This is a genomic window from Pseudomonas sp. FYR_5, assembly GCF_043106315.1.
Classification (GTDB): Bacteria; Pseudomonadota; Gammaproteobacteria; order Pseudomonadales; family Pseudomonadaceae; genus Aquipseudomonas; species Aquipseudomonas putida_Y.
The window spans coordinates 32,368-49,973 of sequence record NZ_JBICMK010000072.1; the positions used below are offsets into that span (position 1 = coordinate 32,368).

The 17,606-nt window shown below is 60.5% G+C and carries 20 protein-coding genes; 17 read left to right on the forward strand and 3 right to left on the reverse strand.

Translation table 11 applies throughout. From position 1 onward, the window contains the following. The first annotated feature begins 177 nt into the window (after nt 1-177). A complete protein-coding gene (locus tag ACF8RA_RS12105; protein ID WP_209967223.1) occupies nt 178-678 on the forward strand; it encodes a sigma-70 family RNA polymerase sigma factor in 501 nt (166 codons plus the stop codon). Between the two features lie 37 nt (nt 679-715). On the opposite strand, the gene azu is transcribed toward ACF8RA_RS12105, so the two are convergent. Further along, complete coding sequence (azu, locus tag ACF8RA_RS12110; RefSeq protein WP_392488195.1) at nt 716-1,177, reverse strand: azurin; 462 nt, start codon at nt 1,175-1,177, stop codon at nt 716-718. Between the two features lie 299 nt (nt 1,178-1,476). Between azu and ACF8RA_RS12115 the strand changes: the two genes are divergently transcribed. From ACF8RA_RS12115 to ACF8RA_RS12130, 4 genes are all read left to right on the forward strand, one after another. Next, nucleotides 1,477-1,956: a histidine kinase gene (locus ACF8RA_RS12115; protein ID WP_392519198.1), complete on the forward strand. Its 480-nt coding sequence runs from the start codon at nt 1,477-1,479 to the stop codon at nt 1,954-1,956. 72 nt (nt 1,957-2,028) lie between these two features. Continuing rightward, nucleotides 2,029-3,354, forward strand: a complete 1,326-nt coding sequence (locus ACF8RA_RS12120) for an MFS transporter (protein ID WP_392460627.1) — start codon at nt 2,029-2,031, stop codon at nt 3,352-3,354. A gap of 94 nt (nt 3,355-3,448) precedes the next feature. Then, complete coding sequence (locus tag ACF8RA_RS12125) at nt 3,449-3,745, forward strand: type II toxin-antitoxin system MqsR family toxin (RefSeq protein WP_010954960.1); 297 nt, start codon at nt 3,449-3,451, stop codon at nt 3,743-3,745. A gap of 2 nt (nt 3,746-3,747) precedes the next feature. After that, nucleotides 3,748-4,149 (forward strand): type II TA system antitoxin MqsA family protein, encoded by a 402-nt coding sequence (locus ACF8RA_RS12130; protein WP_003254235.1) that lies wholly within the window; start codon nt 3,748-3,750, stop codon nt 4,147-4,149. 71 nt (nt 4,150-4,220) lie between these two features. Here the strand turns inward: ACF8RA_RS12130 and ACF8RA_RS12135 are convergent, their stop codons facing one another. Beyond that, nucleotides 4,221-5,903, reverse strand: coding sequence for an electron transfer flavoprotein-ubiquinone oxidoreductase (locus tag ACF8RA_RS12135; protein WP_209967214.1), 1,683 nt, complete (start codon nt 5,901-5,903; stop codon nt 4,221-4,223). A gap of 535 nt (nt 5,904-6,438) precedes the next feature. Between ACF8RA_RS12135 and ACF8RA_RS12140 the strand changes: the two genes are divergently transcribed. From ACF8RA_RS12140 to ACF8RA_RS12180, 9 genes are all read left to right on the forward strand, one after another. Next, nucleotides 6,439-7,188 carry an electron transfer flavoprotein subunit beta/FixA family protein gene (locus ACF8RA_RS12140; protein ID WP_003254232.1) on the forward strand — a complete coding sequence of 250 codons (750 nt, stop codon included), beginning with the start codon at nt 6,439-6,441 and terminating at the stop codon, nt 7,186-7,188. Beyond that, nucleotides 7,189-8,118, forward strand: a complete 930-nt coding sequence (locus tag ACF8RA_RS12145; RefSeq protein ID WP_021784840.1) for an electron transfer flavoprotein subunit alpha/FixB family protein — start codon at nt 7,189-7,191, stop codon at nt 8,116-8,118. Between the two features lie 75 nt (nt 8,119-8,193). Next, on the forward strand, nt 8,194-9,015 hold the full coding sequence (locus tag ACF8RA_RS12150) for an ABC transporter substrate-binding protein (protein WP_176682166.1): 822 nt from the start codon (nt 8,194-8,196) through the stop codon (nt 9,013-9,015). Between the two features lie 9 nt (nt 9,016-9,024). After that, nucleotides 9,025-9,378, forward strand: a complete 354-nt coding sequence (locus tag ACF8RA_RS12155; RefSeq protein WP_003254227.1) for a DUF4398 domain-containing protein — start codon at nt 9,025-9,027, stop codon at nt 9,376-9,378. After that, nucleotides 9,375-10,187, forward strand: a complete 813-nt coding sequence (locus ACF8RA_RS12160; protein ID WP_176682168.1) for an OmpA family protein — start codon at nt 9,375-9,377, stop codon at nt 10,185-10,187. The genes ACF8RA_RS12155 and ACF8RA_RS12160 overlap by 4 nt, the downstream gene beginning before the upstream one ends. Before the next feature lie 172 nt (nt 10,188-10,359). After that, complete coding sequence (locus ACF8RA_RS12165; RefSeq protein ID WP_176682169.1) at nt 10,360-11,802, forward strand: PLP-dependent aminotransferase family protein; 1,443 nt, start codon at nt 10,360-10,362, stop codon at nt 11,800-11,802. Nucleotides 11,803-11,866: 64 nt separating this feature from the next. Further along, nucleotides 11,867-12,301, forward strand: a complete 435-nt coding sequence (locus ACF8RA_RS12170) for a hypothetical protein (protein WP_209967210.1) — start codon at nt 11,867-11,869, stop codon at nt 12,299-12,301. A 129-nt stretch (nt 12,302-12,430) separates the two neighbouring features. Beyond that, nucleotides 12,431-12,685: a YkgJ family cysteine cluster protein gene (locus ACF8RA_RS12175; protein ID WP_176682171.1), complete on the forward strand. Its 255-nt coding sequence runs from the start codon at nt 12,431-12,433 to the stop codon at nt 12,683-12,685. A gap of 33 nt (nt 12,686-12,718) precedes the next feature. After that, on the forward strand, nt 12,719-13,324 hold the full coding sequence (locus ACF8RA_RS12180; protein WP_043195569.1) for an START domain-containing protein: 606 nt from the start codon (nt 12,719-12,721) through the stop codon (nt 13,322-13,324). Nucleotides 13,325-13,437: 113 nt separating this feature from the next. On the opposite strand, the gene gltA is transcribed toward ACF8RA_RS12180, so the two are convergent. Then, the gene (gene gltA / locus ACF8RA_RS12185; protein WP_021784847.1) at nt 13,438-14,727 is read right to left on the reverse strand and encodes a citrate synthase; all 1,290 of its coding nucleotides are present in this window, start codon (nt 14,725-14,727) and stop codon (nt 13,438-13,440) included. A gap of 352 nt (nt 14,728-15,079) precedes the next feature. Between gltA and sdhC the strand changes: the two genes are divergently transcribed. From sdhC to sdhA, 3 genes are read left to right on the forward strand one after another with little or no spacing between them, the layout of a single operon-like run. Continuing rightward, nucleotides 15,080-15,466, forward strand: coding sequence for a succinate dehydrogenase, cytochrome b556 subunit (gene sdhC, locus ACF8RA_RS12190; protein ID WP_008091902.1), 387 nt, complete (start codon nt 15,080-15,082; stop codon nt 15,464-15,466). Beyond that, entirely contained in the window at nt 15,460-15,828 is a 369-nt protein-coding gene (gene sdhD / locus ACF8RA_RS12195; RefSeq protein WP_003254214.1) for a succinate dehydrogenase, hydrophobic membrane anchor protein, read from the forward strand. Before sdhC ends, sdhD begins: the two co-directional genes overlap by 7 nt. Before the next feature lie 3 nt (nt 15,829-15,831). Next, nucleotides 15,832-17,604, forward strand: coding sequence for a succinate dehydrogenase flavoprotein subunit (gene sdhA / locus ACF8RA_RS12200; RefSeq protein WP_003254213.1), 1,773 nt, complete (start codon nt 15,832-15,834; stop codon nt 17,602-17,604). The last annotated feature ends 2 nt before the right edge of the window (nt 17,605-17,606 follow it).

Consider the following 17,606-nt stretch of genomic DNA (forward strand, 5'->3'; position numbering starts at 1 on the left):
CTGCCGATTAAACGAAAGCGATCAAGGCGGATTTAGCGGGGAACGCGCGTTGCGGGCGTGGAAATGTAACAACGTCTTTAAGCTTGATGATAATTATTATATTTTATGCGCCAGCGGTGCCATTACTTGGCCTGCAGCGGTCTTCTACCATCTTCGGACAACAGGGAAAGCGCTTCGATGCCGTCTTCGGGTGTACTGCTCGAGCATTACTACCGTGAACTGGTCGGGTTCCTTCGTTCGCGTCTGGGTAGCCACCATGCTGCTGAAGATATCGCGCAGGAGGCGTATCTGCGGGTGCTCGAGCGGTGTGACGACACGCAGATCTCCCATCCCCGCGCTTTCCTTTACCGCACCGCCCTTAACCTGGTGACCGATGGACATCGGCGCAACCAGCTTCGTCGCGCCGAGCCTCTGGAGATTCTGGAAACCGATGAGCGATTCTTCGTCGCCCCCGTGCACGGCGCCTGCCGCCAGGAAGAGCGCTTGGAGTTGCTGCAGCGTGCAGTGGCGGAGCTGAGCGAAACCTGCCGGGCGTGCTTCTTGCTGCGCAAGCTCGAAGGCCTGTCACATGGGGAGATCGCCACGCGTCTGGGCCTGTCCAAGGCCATGGTGGAGAAGCACATCGTCAACGCCATGAAGCATTGCCGGCTGCGTATGCGTGAGTGGGCCGAGGCCTGAGCGCACGTTCGGCTTGTCGGCCCACTTTTCGATAGCGTCAGCTGCCTGACGAGGTACCGAATGTGAGGGTGCCCTTCATCATGGTGGAGTGGAAAGGGTAGGAGCAGAAGAACGCGTACGCCTGGCCTGCCTGCAGCATGCCGGTGTCGAAAGTGACCGAATCTTTTTCGCCACCCCCGATCAGTCGGGTATGGGCGAGCACGCGCTTGTCGCCCGGCTGGAGGTAGTTATCGGCCTCACCTGCCGCAGCGCCATCGGTGGTCACGCCTTTGATGTCGTCCTTTTTGGCCAGCACCCAGTTGTGGCCCATGATATTCCTGGGCAGTATGCCGGTGTGCAGCAAGTTAACGGTAAAGCGTTGGCAGGTCTGCGGTACGGTGATCGTTTTCAGGTCGTAGGTCATCTGGTCGGTACTGTGAATGTCTACCGAACAGGGCTCGGCGGACCATGCGACGCTGGACAGGGTCAGGGCGAAAAAGGCTAGGGCCGGGCGAAACATCTGGGGTCTCCGCGAATGTAAGAGGCGATGCCTTGGGGCATGAGCCTCCTTTAAACGAAGTGCGAGCGTCTGGGTTTAGGCGCGCGGTTACCTGCACGGCTTGACGGGGTGAGCGCAAGTGGCAAACCGGAGTACCGGGCTAAAGGCAAATGCAAATTCCGTCAGTCAATCACTTGATTTATGCGGCGTTCCCGACTTCTATCAAAGTAGACCGCTGCCAGGCATGGCCTTGGCAGTAGCCTTAACGGGCGCAGTAAGGTCATGGAATGTACCCATTACCCAGCTGCCCAGGCCCGACCATGGCAAACAAGACCCTGCGCATTCTCATTGCCGATACCCACCCCTGCCAGCGGTTGCAGCTGGAGCGGCTGCTCAATGGCCTGGGCTACTACCGGATCGCCCCCGTTGACAGCTTCGAGGAGCTGCAGCGTTTGGTGCAGTGCGCCTTGCAGCCTTTTCACTTGCTGCTGGGCAATATCGAACTGGCCAGCCATGCCGGGGTAGACCTGGAGCGTTTTTGTCGCGTCAGTACCCAAATCCAGCATGCCCTGCTTTACCATTCCAGCCAGTTGAAAGTGCCTGCAGTGCCGCAGACCGAGCGCCAGGCGGTCAGCCTGAGCCTGCCACAGGTGCCCGATAACGAGGCGCTGGAGACGTTCATGGCAATCATCGACGCACCGATGCTGGTCGGCAAGCTACCGCTGCCGGGCACCCTGTCGGCCAGTACAGCGCGGCCATGGCCGCGAGCCAACTTCGCGCATACGGTGTTCAACCGCTAGCGGTGCTGCCGGCGGGGCAACGGGGCAGCTATTTGCTATCCTCTTGCCCTTTGCCGATTTGCGGACCCTGCCATGACTGCCATCGATACCGCTCGCCCGCCCCGGTTCAGCCGCGGCGACCATCGGACCCTGGGCCTGGCGGCGCTGGGCGGCGCGCTGGAAATCTACGACTTCATCATTTTCGTGTTCTTCGCGCTGACCCTCAGCCAGCTGTTCTTCCCGCCGGAGATGCCCGAATGGCTGCGCCTGCTGCAAAGCTTCGGGATCTTCGTCACCGGCTACCTGGCGCGGCCGCTGGGCGGCATCCTGATGGCGCACTTCGCCGACCATCTGGGGCGCAAGCGGGTCTTCAGCCTGAGCATCCTGATGATGGCCCTGCCGTGCCTGCTGATCGGGGTGATGCCGACCTATGCTGACATCGGCTATGCCGCCCCGCTGATCCTGTTGGCCTTGCGCATCCTCCAGGGTGCTGCCGTAGGCGGTGAAGTCCCAAGCGCCTGGACGTTCGTTGCCGAGCACGCGCCAAACGGGCGGCGCGGCTATGCCCTGGGCTTTCTGCAGGCCGGGCTGACCTTCGGCTACCTGCTGGGGGCGCTGACCGCAACCTTGCTGGCGCAATTGTTCACCCCGCAGGAAATCCTTGATTACGCCTGGCGCTACCCGTTCCTGTTGGGTGGGGTGTTCGGTGTGATTGGTGTGTGGCTGCGCCGCTGGCTCAGTGAAACACCGGTGTTCCTCGCCTTGCGCGCGCGCCAGGAGCAACCTGTGACGTTTCCGCTGCGGCGAGTGCTGGGCGAGCACCGCCGGGCGTTGATCCCTGCCGCGTTGCTGACCTGTGTGCTGACCTCGGCGGTGGTGGTGCTGGTGGTGATCACCCCGACGGTGATGCAGCAGCGTTTCGGCATGAGTGCCGGCCAAACCTTCGCCCTGAGCAGCGTGGGCATCGTCTTCCTCAACATTGGCTGCGTGCTGGCCGGGCTGCTGGTCGACCGTGTGGGTGCCTGGCGCGCGCTGATGCTGTATAGCCTGTTGCTACCGCTGGGTATCGGCGCGTTGTACGCCAGCCTGGTGGGGCAGTGGGGCATGACCTGGCTGGCCTATGCGCTGGCGGGATTGAGCTGCGGCGTGGTGGGTGTGGTGCCCTCGGTGATGGTGGGGCTGTTCCCGGCGCAGATCCGAGTATCGGGCATTTCCTTCACCTACAACGTGGCCTACGCAGTGTGGGCCAGTACCACGCCGCTGGCACTGATTGCGCTGATGCCGTGGAGCCCATGGGTGTGTGTCGGTTTTTGTCTGGTCATGGGCGCGGTAGGGCTGCTGACGGCCTTGTATTTCGGGCGTCGTGAGCCATTGGTGTTTGCTGCGGAGCCGATGCCGGTCATGTGCGGCGACAAATGAGCCGGTAACGGCTGCGGGGCATTGGGGCAGACTTCCAGGTGGGGGCTATTGGAATAACCTATTAGCCAAATTTAACCTGGAAGGTTAATTTCTCATGGAAAAGAGAATGCCTCATTGCCCGCTGGAGCGGGTAAAAGCCCTGGCTGCGGCAAGGCGAATCCGTCCTACGGGTGCTGCATTGAAAGGCGCCAAGGCGCTGGGAATGGATTTTCCGGGCATGCTTGAGGTGATCACCAGCTTGAAGCGCACTGATTTCTACAAGAGCATGACCAGCCATATTGACCACCGGGTTTGGCAGGATGTGTATCGCCCGCTTACAGCAATTGGGTACGTTTATTTGAAATTGTCCGTGGTAGACGACGTGCTCATCGTGTCTTTCAAGGAGTTGTAACCATGAGATGTCCAATATGCGGCGGCTCGGAGCTTGCACCTGACATTCAGGGCATGCCCTATAGCTACAAAGGCGAGATGACAGTGATCCCGGAGGTAAGTGGCGATTACTGCTCCGCATGTGGTGAATGCGTACTGAGTCATGATGAAGCCATGCGCGTCAGTCACTTGATGACGGCATTCGAGCGCCAGGTCAACGCAAATGTTGTGGATCCTTCCTTTATTGCCTCCATACGCAGAAAGTTCGACCTCGACCAGCGTGAAGCGGGGGAAATCTTCGGTGGTGGGGTCAATGCGTTCTCCCGGTATGAAAACGGCAAGACCACCCCGCCAGTGGCGTTGGTGAAACTGCTCAAGCTGCTGGATCGCCATCCAGAACTCTTTGAGGAAGTGCGTACTGCCTGATAATGGCAGCCAACAAAAAGCCCCCGGCCCATGAGAACCGGGGGCTTTTTGTTGCCGCAAGGGCAGGGGCCTTACATGTTCGGGTAGTTCGGCCCGCCAGCGCCTTCAGGGGTGACCCAGGTGATGTTCTGGGCCGGGTCCTTGATGTCGCAGGTCTTGCAGTGCACGCAGTTCTGCGCGTTGATCTGGAAACGCTTGTTGCCGTCTTCCTGGGTGACCACTTCGTACACACCTGCCGGGCAGTAGCGCTGGGCAGGCTCGTCGTACAGCGGCAGGTTGCTGGCGATCGGTACGCTCGGATCGGTCAGCTTCAGGTGGCAGGGTTGTTCCTCTTCGTGGTTGGTACTGGAGAGGAATACCGAGCTGAGCTTGTCGAAGCTGAGCTTGCCGTCCGGTTTCGGGTAGTCGATCTTTTTCGAGTCGGCGGCCAGCTTGAGGCAGGCATAGTCCGGCTTGGTGTCATGCAGGGTGAACGGCAGCTTGCCACCGAACCAGTTCTGGTCGACATAGTTGAACGCCGCGCCCAGCAGCGGGCCGAACTTGTGCATGGCCGGGCCGAAGTTGCGGCTGGCGAACAGTTCTTCGTGCAGCCAACTGGCCTTGAAGGCGCTGACATAGCTGTTCAACTGATCGCCGCCTTCGCTACCGGCGATCAAAGCGTCGGCCACTGCTTCGGCGGCGAGCATGCCGGACTTCATCGCGGTATGGCTGCCCTTGATCTTGGCCACGTTCATGGTGCCCAGGTCGCAACCGATCAGCGCGCCACCATTGAAGACCATTTTCGGCAGCGAGTTGATGCCGCCCTTGGCCAAGGCGCGGGCGCCGTAGCTGATGCGCTTGCCGCCTTCGAGGTACTGGCTGATCACCGGGTGGTGCTTGAGGCGCTGGAATTCGTCGAACGGCGACAGGTAGGGGTTGGCATAGGACAGGTCAACGATCAGGCCGACCACCACCTGGTTGTTTTCCAGGTGATAAAGGAACGAGCCACCGGTGTTTTCCTTGGCCACCACGTCCAGCGGCCAGCCGGCGGTGTGCACCACCAGGCCCTGTTCGTGCTTGGCCGGGTCGATTTCCCAGATTTCCTTCAGGCCGATGCCGTAGTGCTGGACGTCGGACTCGCTGTCGAGGTTGAAGCGCTTGATCAGCTGTTTGCCGATATGGCCACGGCAGCCTTCGGCGAACAGGGTGTACTTGGCACGCAGTTCCATGCCTGGGGTGTACAGGCCATCCTTGGGGTTGCCTTCACGGTCGACACCGAGGTCGCCGGTGACGATGCCGCGGACCACGCCGTTGTCGTCGAACAGCGCTTCCTGGGCGGCGAAGCCTGGGTAGATCTCCACGCCGAGGTTCTCGGCCTGCTGGGCCAGCCAGCGGCACAGGTTGCCCAGCGAGATGATGTAGTTGCCATGGTTGTGCATGGTCTTGGGCACGAACAGGTCAGGCACCTTGGTCGCGCTGCCGGCGTCCTTGAGCACGTAGATGTCATCGCGCTTCACTTCGGTGTTCAGCGGTGCGCCGAGCGCTTTCCAGTCGGGGAACAGCTCGTTCAGGGCGCGGGGTTCGAACACCGCGCCAGAGAGGATGTGGGCGCCGACTTCAGAGCCTTTCTCCACCACGCAGACGCTGATTTCGCTACCGGCTTCGGCGGCCTTCTGCTTCAGGCGGCAGGCGGCGGACAGGCCCGCCGGGCCGGCGCCGACGATGACCACGTCGAATTCCATGTATTCGCGTTCCACTGGTTCTCTCCTACTCATCAAGGCTCGTGCTGTTGCTTTGTCTTATGGGTGCGGGGCATTCGCGGCGGTTCTACGCAACGGCGGAACTGTAGCTGGGCAAATGACGGACTACACCGTTTTGTCTTGGCCGCGCATTATATCTACACCACTTGGCGGGTCCAATACAAACGTTTGTTTGAATTTGCCGCAGGCCAGTAAAATCACAGGAACGCGGCTGGAGGGTGACCGATTTGCCGTATTGACCGGAATGGGTGTTACGGTCAAGATACGAGCGGTTTTACGTTCGCCGTAGGCTTGCAGCCGGGCGCAGGTACACCTCTAAAGACCAGGTGTGGAGCAGGGTTTTGCGGGCTTGGGCCGGTTTGTAGTGGAGTTTACACGCCACGACAGGAAATGACCCGTGAGGATTTGTCGCAAGAGTCCGAACGAGACTGTTTGGTCACTGTGAAGTTGCTGCCACCCGATACGTTTTTAGAGGTGCCCTTGTACCCACGCGCATCGCCGGGCATGGCCCCAGGCGACTATCTATTCACCGGAGAGTAACGAGGAATCCATGAAGGTTCTTGTAGCTGTCAAACGAGTGGTCGACTACAACGTCAAGGTTCGCGTCAAAGCGGACAACTCCGGCGTCGACCTTGCTAACGTCAAGATGTCCATGAACCCCTTCTGCGAAATCGCCGTGGAAGAAGCCGTACGCCTCAAGGAAAAAGGCGTTGCGACCGAGATCGTCGTCGTTTCCGTCGGCCCGACCACTGCCCAGGAGCAACTGCGTACTGCCCTGGCCCTGGGTGCCGACCGTGCCATCCTGGTAGAAGCCGCTGACGAACTGAACTCCCTGGCCGTGGCCAAGGCGCTGAAGGCCGTTGTCGACAAGGAGCAGCCGCAGCTGGTCATCCTCGGCAAGCAGGCTATCGACAGTGACAACAACCAGACCGGCCAGATGCTGGCCGCGCTGACTGGCTTCGCCCAGGGCACTTTCGCGTCCAAGGTCGAAGTCGCTGGCGACAAGCTGAATGTCACCCGTGAAATCGATGGCGGCCTGCAGACCGTTGCACTGAACCTGCCAGCGATCGTCACCACCGACCTGCGCCTGAACGAGCCACGCTACGCGTCGCTGCCGAACATCATGAAGGCCAAGAAGAAGCCGCTGGAGACTGTTACTCCAGACGCACTGGGCGTTTCCCTCGCCTCCACCAACAAGACCGTGAAGGTTGAAGCCCCGGCTGCCCGCAGTGCTGGCATCAAGGTCAAATCGGTGGCCGAACTGGTCGAGAAGCTGAAGAACGAAGCGAAGGTAATCTAAATGACTATCCTGGTTGTCGCTGAATACGAGAACGGTGCCGTAGCCCCGGCCACCCTGAACACTGTCGCCGCAGCCGCCAAGATCGGTGGTGATGTGCACGTGCTGGTCGCCGGCCAGAACGTCGGTGGCGTTGCCGAATCTGCTGCCAAGATCGCTGGCGTGGCCAAGGTGCTGGTTGCCGACAACGCGGCCTATGCCCACGTGCTGCCGGAAAACGTCGCGCCGCTGATCGTCGAGCTGGCCAAGGGATACAGCCATGTGCTGGCCCCGGCTACCACCAATGGCAAGAACATCCTGCCGCGCGTTGCCGCGCTGCTGGACGTGGACCAGATCTCCGAGATCATCTCGGTCGAGTCCGCCGACACCTTCAAGCGCCCGATCTACGCGGGTAACGCCATTGCCACCGTGCAATCGAGCGCGGCCATCAAGGTGATCACCGTACGTACCACCGGTTTCGACGCCGTGGCCGCCGAAGGTGGTTCGGCTGCTGTCGAAGCTGTTGGCGCTGCGCACAACGCCGGTATTTCGGCTTTCGTTGGCGAAGAGCTGGCCAAGTCCGACCGCCCAGAGCTGACCGCTGCCAAGATCGTCGTTTCCGGCGGCCGTGGCATGGGCAACGGTGACAACTTCAAACACCTGTACAGCCTGGCCGACAAGCTCGGTGCCGCTGTCGGTGCTTCGCGCGCCGCAGTCGACGCAGGCTTTGTGCCGAACGATATGCAGGTCGGCCAGACCGGCAAGATCGTTGCGCCACAGCTGTACATCGCCGTCGGTATCTCTGGCGCGATCCAGCACCTGGCCGGCATGAAAGACTCCAAAGTGATCGTGGCGATCAACAAGGACGAAGAAGCGCCGATCTTCCAGGTGGCCGACTACGGCCTGGTCGCTGACCTGTTCGAAGCGGTTCCAGAGCTGGAAAAGCTGGTCTGATCCGCCTGCTTCACTTATAAAGAACCCGGCCCTCATTTTGAGGGTCGGGTTTTTTTATGGGTTGAGGAGTAAGGCATGACGTTGCGCGGAACGGGCAGGGTGCTGGCATGCGTGGCGCTGTTGCTGCCGCCACTGGCGATGGCAGCAGGCAAGTGCGAACGCCTGGTGGCGACTGGCAGTCCTGATGCGCCGCCCTATTCCTGGCAAGATCCGAAAGATCCCAGGCACCTGATAGGCGCCAACGTTGACCTGTTGCGCCAGGTGGCTGGCGAACTGGGTGTGAAGGTCGAGGTGCTGAGTGCTGGTCGCCGTGATCAGGCGCTGGAAGAGGTACGCAGTGGGCGCATGGACCTGCTGCTCGACACCCCTATGCAGGTGGAGCAACTGACCGCGCTGGACTACATCCATCCGCCGTTGCAGCTCAATGAGTACCTGGTGTGGACCCGCCATGATGCAGTGGTGATCTTTGATGGCCCGGCCGATCTGGCCAGGTACCAGGGCAGTTTGTCTGACCGTGCGCGCCTGACCCCGGCCTTTACGGCGTTCGCCAAGGCCCAACTCAAGCTGGTGCCGGCGCAGAACCTGACCCAGGCGTTCCAGAAGCTGGTACTCGGCCAGGTGGACTATGTGCTGGCTGGCCGTTACTCCGGTATGGCCATGGCCCAGAGCCTGGGCATGAGCAATGACCTGATAGCCCGCGGCTTGCCGGTGGACAGGCCGGGCCTGTACCTGGCGCTGTCGCACAACTCGGCGTGCAATGACAGCTGGTTGCGTGGGCAATTGGCAAAAAAACTGACAGAATTGCCGATCTCTGGTGCATCCGAAGCTGTACTGCAACGTAATCTCGAGCGCTGGAAAGCGCAGTTGCAGGTGCCGGCGGAAGCCCCCAAACACTAGGAAGATTGCGTGAGAACCCAACCACTAATCCTTGCCCTGGCCGTGCTCGGCCTGGCTGGCTGCGCCAATGATCCGGCCCCTGACGAGCAGATGCGCATTTCCGAACAGGCACTGGACCAGGCCAAGGCCGTCGGCGCCACTGAGCAGGTCGAAACGCTGAAACTGGCTGAAGACAAGCTGGCCCGCGCCAAGGCCAACATGCTTACCCAAGACTACCGCGATGCGCGCATGCGCGCCGAGCAAGCCGAGCTGGATGCACGCCTGGCCGAGGCCCAGGTGCTGAACCAGAAGAGCGAAGAGCAGTTGCAGGTACTGCAGTCGCGGGTCAAGCGCTTGCGCAAGCAGTTGGAGGTGCAGCCATGATCCGGCGTACGCCTTTGGCTGCACTGGTATTGTTGGCGCTGACGGCAGGCTTGCAAGGTTGCGCCAGCCAGCGCAGCAGTGCCGCGCTGGATGAGGCCGCTGTCGCCTTCCAGGGGGTCAAGGATGATTCCGATGTGCTGCGCAGCGCGCCGCGCGACGTGATTCGCGCGGGTGAATCGCTGGCCCGCGCCGAGCGCTTGTCCAGCTACATCGGCACCGGTTCTGATGTGCGGCATTATGCGTACCTCAGTCAGCGCTACAGCGAGATTGCCAGCGAGCATGCCAAGCTGGCGCTGAACCAGGAACGCCAGGCCAAGCTTGACCTGGAGCGTCAGCGCCTGCAGCTGGCTTTGCGTGAGGCCAAGCTGGCCAGCGTGCAGCAGCAGGGCCAGTGGGTCGAATCGCAGATTGCCGCATTGGCTTCGGAACAGGCCGACCGTGGCTTGGTGATGACGTTGGGCGATGTGCTGTTCGATACCGGCAGTGCCGACCTGAAGAACTCGGCCAGCCGGACTGTGCTCAAGCTGGTGCAGTTCCTGCAGCTCAACCCGCGCCGGGTAGTGCGCATCGAGGGCTATACCGACAGCACTGGCGCGGGCGAGGACAACCTTAAGCTGTCGCGCGATCGGGCGCAGTCCGTGGCCGACATGCTTGTAGACCTGGGTATCGACGAAAAGCGCCTGCAGGTTGAAGGTTATGGCGATCAGTATCCGATTGAGGCCAATGCCTCGGAGCGGGGCAGGGCGCAGAACCGACGGGTTGAGATCGTATTCTCCGATGACAAGGGGCGGCTCGCGCCAGCGCGCTGAGTCTTTCGGAAAAGGGGCCGCTTTGCGGCCCGTTTTATGTCGGTTTAATCGTTTCGATAGCTGCCACGCTGTTGTATTGTCGACTATGTTGCAATCTGTCCCAGTACACTTTGCAACTGTTACGGTATCCTTTACCGTCAGTGACCCGTACAAGAACAACGAGCATGTCGACATGACCAACCTGCTGCTGTACCAGCGTATCGCCCAGCAACTGGCCGATGATATCCGTCGCGGTGTCTACCAGCCAGGCGAGCGGGTACCCTCCGTGCGCAAGATGAGCGCCCAGCTCAATGTCAGTCATGCCACGGTGTTGCAGGCCTATGCCAATCTCGAGGACCAAGGGCTTATCCGGGCGCGGCCGCAGTCTGGCTACTACGTGCACCAGACACCTGCCTTGACCGCGCAAACGCCGGACATCGCCCGGGTGGAGCGCCCCGGCCTGGTCACGCGCGCCAGCATCATTCAGCAGGTGCTGACTGAGGCGCGTCGCGATGGTGTGTTCCCGTTTGGCGCTGCAGTGCCGCATGTCGACTACCTGCCCGTGCGCGCCCTGCATCAGCAAATCGCCAAGGTGACGCGCTTCCATAGCCCGCGTGCCTTCAGCTACATGTTCAGCCCTGGTTTCGAGCCGCTGCGCCGACAGATCGCCATACGCATGCGCGATGCCGGCGTGTTGGTCGACCCGCGTGAAGTGATCGTCACCCATGGGTGTGTAGACGCCCTGCAGATGTCGCTGCGTGTGCTGACCCGTCCAGGTGACCTGATCGCCGCCGAGTCGCCGACCTATTACGGCTTGCTGCAACTGGCTGACCTGCTGGGTTTGAAAGTGATCGAAATTCCCAGCGATCCGTCCACCGGTATCAGCCTCGAAGCCTTGCAATTGGCGGCTAACCAGTGGTCGATAAAGGCTTTGGTGCTGACTGCGCGCTTGAGCAACCCGCTGGGCGGCACCGTCCCGGAAGAGCGGCAAAAGCAATTGCTGCGTCTGGCCTCGGACTTCGATATCCAGATCATCGAGGATGACATCTACGGTGAGCTGATGTTCGAGCAGGGCAAGACCAAGGCGCTGAAGGCGTTCGACCGGCTGGACCGGGTCATCTACTGTTCGAGCTTCTCCAAGACGTTGTCCCCCGGCGTGCGCGTTGGCTGGATGATCGCGGGGCGTTACCAGGACGAGATTCAGCGCTTGCAGACTTTTACCACCCACTCGGCCTGCAGTGTGACGCAGATGGGGGTGGCAGCCTACCTGGAAAATGGCGGCTACGACCGGCATCTTCGCTTCATGCGCCAGGAGTATCGCAAGAACCTCAGCGCCTATCAGCTGGCAGTGCAGCAACACTTCCCCGAGGGCACCCAGATGACTCGGCCGACAGGTGGCTTCATCCTCTGGGTAAGCCTGCCAGGTCGGGTCAATACCCAGGAGCTGCATGTGCGCGCGCTGGAGCAGGGTATCAGCATTGCACCAGGACTAATATTCAGTAACACAGAGCAGTTCAACCACTGTGTACGACTCAATTGCGGCATTCCATGGAATAAAGAGGCCGAACGGGCTGTGATTACGCTCGGTTTGCTGGCGCAGCAGTTGTGCAGGGAGACTGCGGTCACGCTTTTGTAAGGCTTGCAAGCCGTCTGTGGAACAGGGAGCATACGCACTTTTCCTGCCAGTCTGTCCATTTGCCATGAACGCTTCGCGCTGCTTCGTTCTGATCGTGTGCCTTTTGCCGTTCTGCTGCCCGGTCGCCCCCGCTTTGGCTGCGCAACCGGCAAGCCAGGCTCAGGCCGCTCAGGGTAAGCAGGTGCCAAAAAAGGCGACAGCCAAGCCCGCGCACAAGCCGCTCAGCAAAGCGGTTGCCAAACCATTACCCAAGACGGAGCTGGACCTCAGCCTGCCAGTTGATATGGTCAACAACCTTGAGCCGAATGTGGGCACGCCTTCGCCAATCCAGCGGCGCAAACCATTGTTGCCGCCCATGTTCACAGAAAGACCAGAGACCAATGACAGCCCGTTCCAGCTCAATGGTCGGCTGATCAACAACGAAATGCAGCTGCAACTGCGCAATGACAGCCGTCATGACGTGGAAGGAGCAGCCATCGATTTCGAGTATCGCCAATAGGCGCGAACTGACTGCCGGGTCACAGCAGATTTCATCGTGCCAGCAATTTCAAACGTCTGTTTGAGCCGTTACTATCCAGGGACGTTCGTCCCGTTTTGTTCCAGGGAGTCCTGATTTTGGTGAACAGTCATGAAATGCCGTGAGGGCTGTGGTGCCTGCTGCATCGCCCCGTCCATCACTTCCGCGATGCCGCGAATGCCCAATGGCAAGCCGGCAGGAGAGCGCTGCCTGCACCTGACTGCGGCCAACCTTTGCGACCTGTTCGGCAAGCCTGAGCGGCCCGCGGTGTGTGGTGGTTTCAAGGCAGATGTCGAGGTGTGTGGCAGTGATCGTGACGACGCTATCAGGATTCTTGGCTGGTGGGAGCAGATGACGGCGGCGTGACAGGCTGGATCTTCGACAACAAGGATAAACATGATGAGATCGTTCAAGCGTATTGCACTGCTGTGTGGCGTGGGTGTTCTGCTGTCGCCTGTGGCTTGGGCTGAAAACTGGCAAGTGGCCAAGGACGAGGAGGGCATCAAGGTGTCCCTCAGTGAGGTGGCCGGGTCCAAGTACAAGGCCTATCGCGGTGTGACCGTGATCAAGGCGCCGCTGGCCAAGGTCGAGGCGCTGCAGGAGGACGTGTCCGGGGCCTGTGCCTGGATTCACGAATGCAAGTCGCAGAAGCTGCTCAAGCACGAAGGTGACCAGAGCTGGACCTATACCCAGTTCAATACGCCATGGCCGGTGACGCCGCGTGATTCCGTGCTGCACATTACGACCGTCAAGGAGGCGGATGGCAGCCTGACCCGTAACCTGAAAGAAGAGCCGACTTACCTGCCGGAAGAGAAGGGTTTTGTTCGGGTGGCAAAAGTCGACGGCTTCTGGAAGCTGGTGCCCAAGGGTGACAGCACTGAAGTGACCTACCAGGTGCACACCGAGCCAGGTGGTAGCGTGCCGGCGATGGTGGCCAACAAGTTCGTGGTGGATGCGCCGTTCAATACCCTGAAAGGGCTGCGCGAGCGGGCGGAGAAAAACTGAGGTTTTGTGGTGTCTGTGCCGGCCTCTTCGCGGGCAAGCCCGCGAAGAGGCCGGTACAGGACAAATAAAAAAGGCTGCCCGAGGGCAGCCTTCTTGCGTTCGGCTACTGCAGCTTACTTGCGGTCCTTCAGGGCAACGAGGTCGCGCTTTTGCTCGCCGGTGTACAGCTGGCGCGGACGGCCGATCTTGTACGGGCTGGAGAGCATTTCTTTCCAGTGCGAGATCCAGCCCACGGTACGTGCCAGGGCGAAGATCACGGTGAACATGCTGGTCGGAATGCCGATTGCCTTGAGGATGATCCCCGAGTAGAAGTCGACGTTCGGGTACAGCGAGCGCTCGATGAAATACGGATCGGTGAGGGCGATCTCTTCCAGGCGCATGGCCAGTTCCAGCTGTGGGTCGTTCTTGATGCCCAGCTCGCGCAGGACTTCGTCGCAGGTCTGCTTCATCACGGTGGCGCGCGGGTCGCGGTTCTTGTACACGCGATGACCGAAGCCCATCAGCTTGAACGGGTCGTTCTTGTCCTTGGCCTTGGCGATGAATTTGTCGATGTTCGAAACATCACCGATTTCATCGAGCATGGTCAGTACGGCTTCGTTCGCACCGCCGTGGGCCGGGCCCCACAGTGCAGCGATACCGGCGGCGATACAGGCGAACGGGTTGGCACCCGACGAGCCGGCCAGGCGCACGGTGGAGGTAGAGGCGTTCTGCTCGTGGTCGGCGTGGAGGATGAAGATCCGGTCCATTGCCTTGGCCAGCACCGGGCTGATCGGTTTGATCTCGCACGGGGTGTTGAACATCATGTGCAGGAAGTTTTCCGCGTACGACAGGTCGTTGCGCGGGTACATCATCGGCTGGCCCATGGAGTACTTGTAAACCATCGCGGCCAGGGTCGGCATCTTGGCGACCAGGCGCACCGCGGAAATTTCGCGGTGTTGCGGGTTATTGATGTCCAGGGAGTCGTGATAGAACGCCGACAGGGCGCCGACTACGCCGCACATCACTGCCATGGGGTGAGCGTCGCGGCGGAAGCCGTTGAAGAAGGTCTTCAACTGCTCGTGAACCATGGTGTGGTTCTTGACGGTGCTGACGAACTGGGCCTTTTGCTCGGCATTCGGCAATTCGCCATTGAGCAGCAGGTAGCAGGTTTCGAGGTAGTCGGACTGTTCGGCGAGTTGCTCGATCGGGTAGCCGCGGTGCAGCAGGATACCTTTGTCGCCGTCAATATAGGTGATCTTCGACTCGCACGAGGCAGTCGCCATGAAACCTGGGTCGAAGGTGAAGTGACCAGTGGCCCCTAACCCGCGGACGTCGATTACATCAGGACCAACGGTGCCGGTTAAAATGGGCAGCTCGACGGGGGCAGCGCCCTCGATGACCAACTGCGCTTTTTTGTCAGCCATGTGGCCTCCTATTAATGCTTGAAATCATCAGACAGACCCCCCACGCAGGGCCCGCACCACTATAGAGGGATAAATTCAGATGTCAATTTGCCTAAAGGCTTGTTGAATCAAGCATTCAAGCCTGATTTTTCCCGAAATTCTCGCCCATTTACGCCTTTTGTTCATTAAAGGCAATGCGCTATTTGGGCTACCCCGTCACGTTGTCATAAGCAGCCTAACTGTCTATACTCGGCACCCGACCGCCAGGGGCTTGCAAGCCCGAACTGCTGGGGGTCGCCGTTCCCTGGGTGGTGGGTACCTGACCAGTACACTTACCAACAACTTTGCCCTGATTCGCTAGGGGCTCTTCAGTGTGAAAAAAGCCGTGAAAAGCCAACGACCTGTAAACCTAGACCTAAGGACCATCAAGCTCCCCGTCACTGCGTACACGTCCATTCTGCACCGTATCTCCGGCGTCATCCTGTTCATCGGCCTTGCCATCATGCTTTATGCACTGGGCAAGTCGCTGGGTTCCGAGGAAGGCTTCGGTGAGGTGAAGGCGTGTCTGACCAGCCCGCTGGCCAAGTTCGTGACCTGGGGTCTGCTGTCCGCCCTGCTTTATCACCTCGTGGCAGGTGTTCGACACCTGATCATGGACATGGGTATCGGTGAGACGCTGGAAGGCGGCAAGCTGGGCTCGAAAATCGTGATCGTCATCTCCGTGGTGCTGATCGTTCTGGTGGGAGTTTGGGTATGGTAACCAATGTCACGAACCTGTCGCGTTCGGGCCTCTATGACTGGATGGCGCAGCGCGTTTCTGCGGTCGTTCTCGCGGCTTACTTCCTCTTCCTGATCGGCTACGTGGTCGCCCACCCAGGCATCGACTACACCCAGTGGCATGGTCTGTTCTCCAACAACGCGATGCGGATCTTCAGTCTGCTGGCCCTCGTTGCCCTGGGCGCTCACGCCTGGGTCGGCATGTGGACCATTGCAACCGACTACCTGACGCCTATGTCGTTCGGCAAGTCGGCAACTGCGATTCGTTTCCTGTTCCAGGCGGTATGCGGCGTTGCGATGTTCGCTTACTTCGTCTGGGGTGTGCAGATTCTCTGGGGTATCTGATCCATGGCTAGCATTCCAACCATTTCCTTCGACGCCATCATCATCGGTGGCGGCGGCGCCGGCATGCGCGCAGCGCTGCAACTGGCTCAAGGCGGCCACAAGACTGCCGTAGTCACCAAGGTCTTCCCGACCCGTTCGCACACCGTATCCGCCCAGGGCGGCATCACCTGCGCCATCGCTTCGGCCGACCCGAACGACGACTGGCGCTGGCACATGTACGATACCGTCAAGGGTTCCGACTACATCGGTGACCAGGACGCTATCGAATACATGTGTCAGGAAGGCCCGGCTGCGGTCTTCGAGCTGGATCACATGGGTCTGCCGTTCTCGCGCACCGAAACCGGCCGCATCTACCAGCGCCCGTTCGGCGGTCAGTCCAAGGACTTCGGTAAAGGTGGTCAGGCCGCCCGTACCTGTGCCGCTTCGGACCGTACCGGTCACGCGCTGCTGCACACCCTGTACCAGGGCAACCTGAAAGCTGGCACCACGTTCCTCAACGAGTACTACGCAGTTGACCTGGTGAAAAACCAGGACGGCGCATTCGTTGGTGTGATCGCCATCTGCATCGAAACCGGCGAAACCCTGTACATCAAGTCCAAGGCCACCGTGCTGGCCACTGGCGGTGCGGGCCGTATCTACGCTTCCACCACCAACGCCCTGATCAACACCGGTGACGGTATCGGCATGGCCCTGCGTGCAGGCGTGCCGGTGCAGGACATCGAAATGTGGCAGTTCCACCCGACCGGTATCGCCGGCGCTGGTGTACTGGTCACCGAGGGTTGCCGCGGTGAAGGTGGCTACCTGATCAACGCCCACGGCGAGCGCTTCATGGAGCGTTACGCGCCGAACGCCAAAGACCTGGCCGGCCGCGACGTGGTTGCCCGTTCCATGGTCAAGGAAATCATCGCCGGCAACGGCGTGGGCCCGAACAAGGACCACGTACTGCTGAAGCTGGACCACCTGGGCGAGGAAGTGCTGCACAGCCGCCTGCCAGGTATCTGCGAGCTGTCCAAGACCTTCGCCCACGTCGACCCTGTGGTCGCGCCGGTGCCGGTCGTGCCGACCTGCCACTACATGATGGGCGGCGTTGCCACCAACATTCATGGCCAGGCCATCACCATGGACGCCGACGGCCAGGATCACATCATCCCGGGCCTGTTCGCCGTAGGTGAAGTGGCGTGCGTATCGGTTCACGGTGCCAACCGCCTGGGCGGCAACTCGCTGCTCGACCTGGTGGTGTTCGGCCGTGCTGCCGGCCTGCACCTGGAGAAGGCGCTGAGCGAAGGCGTGGAATACCGCGACGCCAGCGACACCGACGTCGATGTTGCCCTGAACCGCCTGAACAAGCTCAACGAGCGTACCAGCGGTGAAGACGTTGCCAGCCTGAAGCGCGAGCTGCAGAGCTGCATGCAGAACTACTTCGGTGTATTCCGTACTGGCGAATACATGCAGAAGGGTATCGAGCAGCTGGCCGGTCTGCGTGACCGTATCGCCAACGTCAAGATCAACGACAAGTCCCAGGCCTTCAACACCGCGCGTATCGAAGCGCTGGAGCTGCAGAACCTGCTGGAAGTCGCCGAAGCTACCGCCATCGCGGCCGAAGCCCGTAAAGAGTCCCGCGGTGCTCACGCCCGTGAAGACTTCGAAGACCGTGACGACGAAAACTGGCTGTGCCACACCCTGTACTACCCGGGTGAGAAGCGCGTTGCCAAGCGCGGCGTCAACTTTGCGCCGAAGACTGTTCCAGCCTTCGAACCAAAAGTCCGGACTTACTAAGG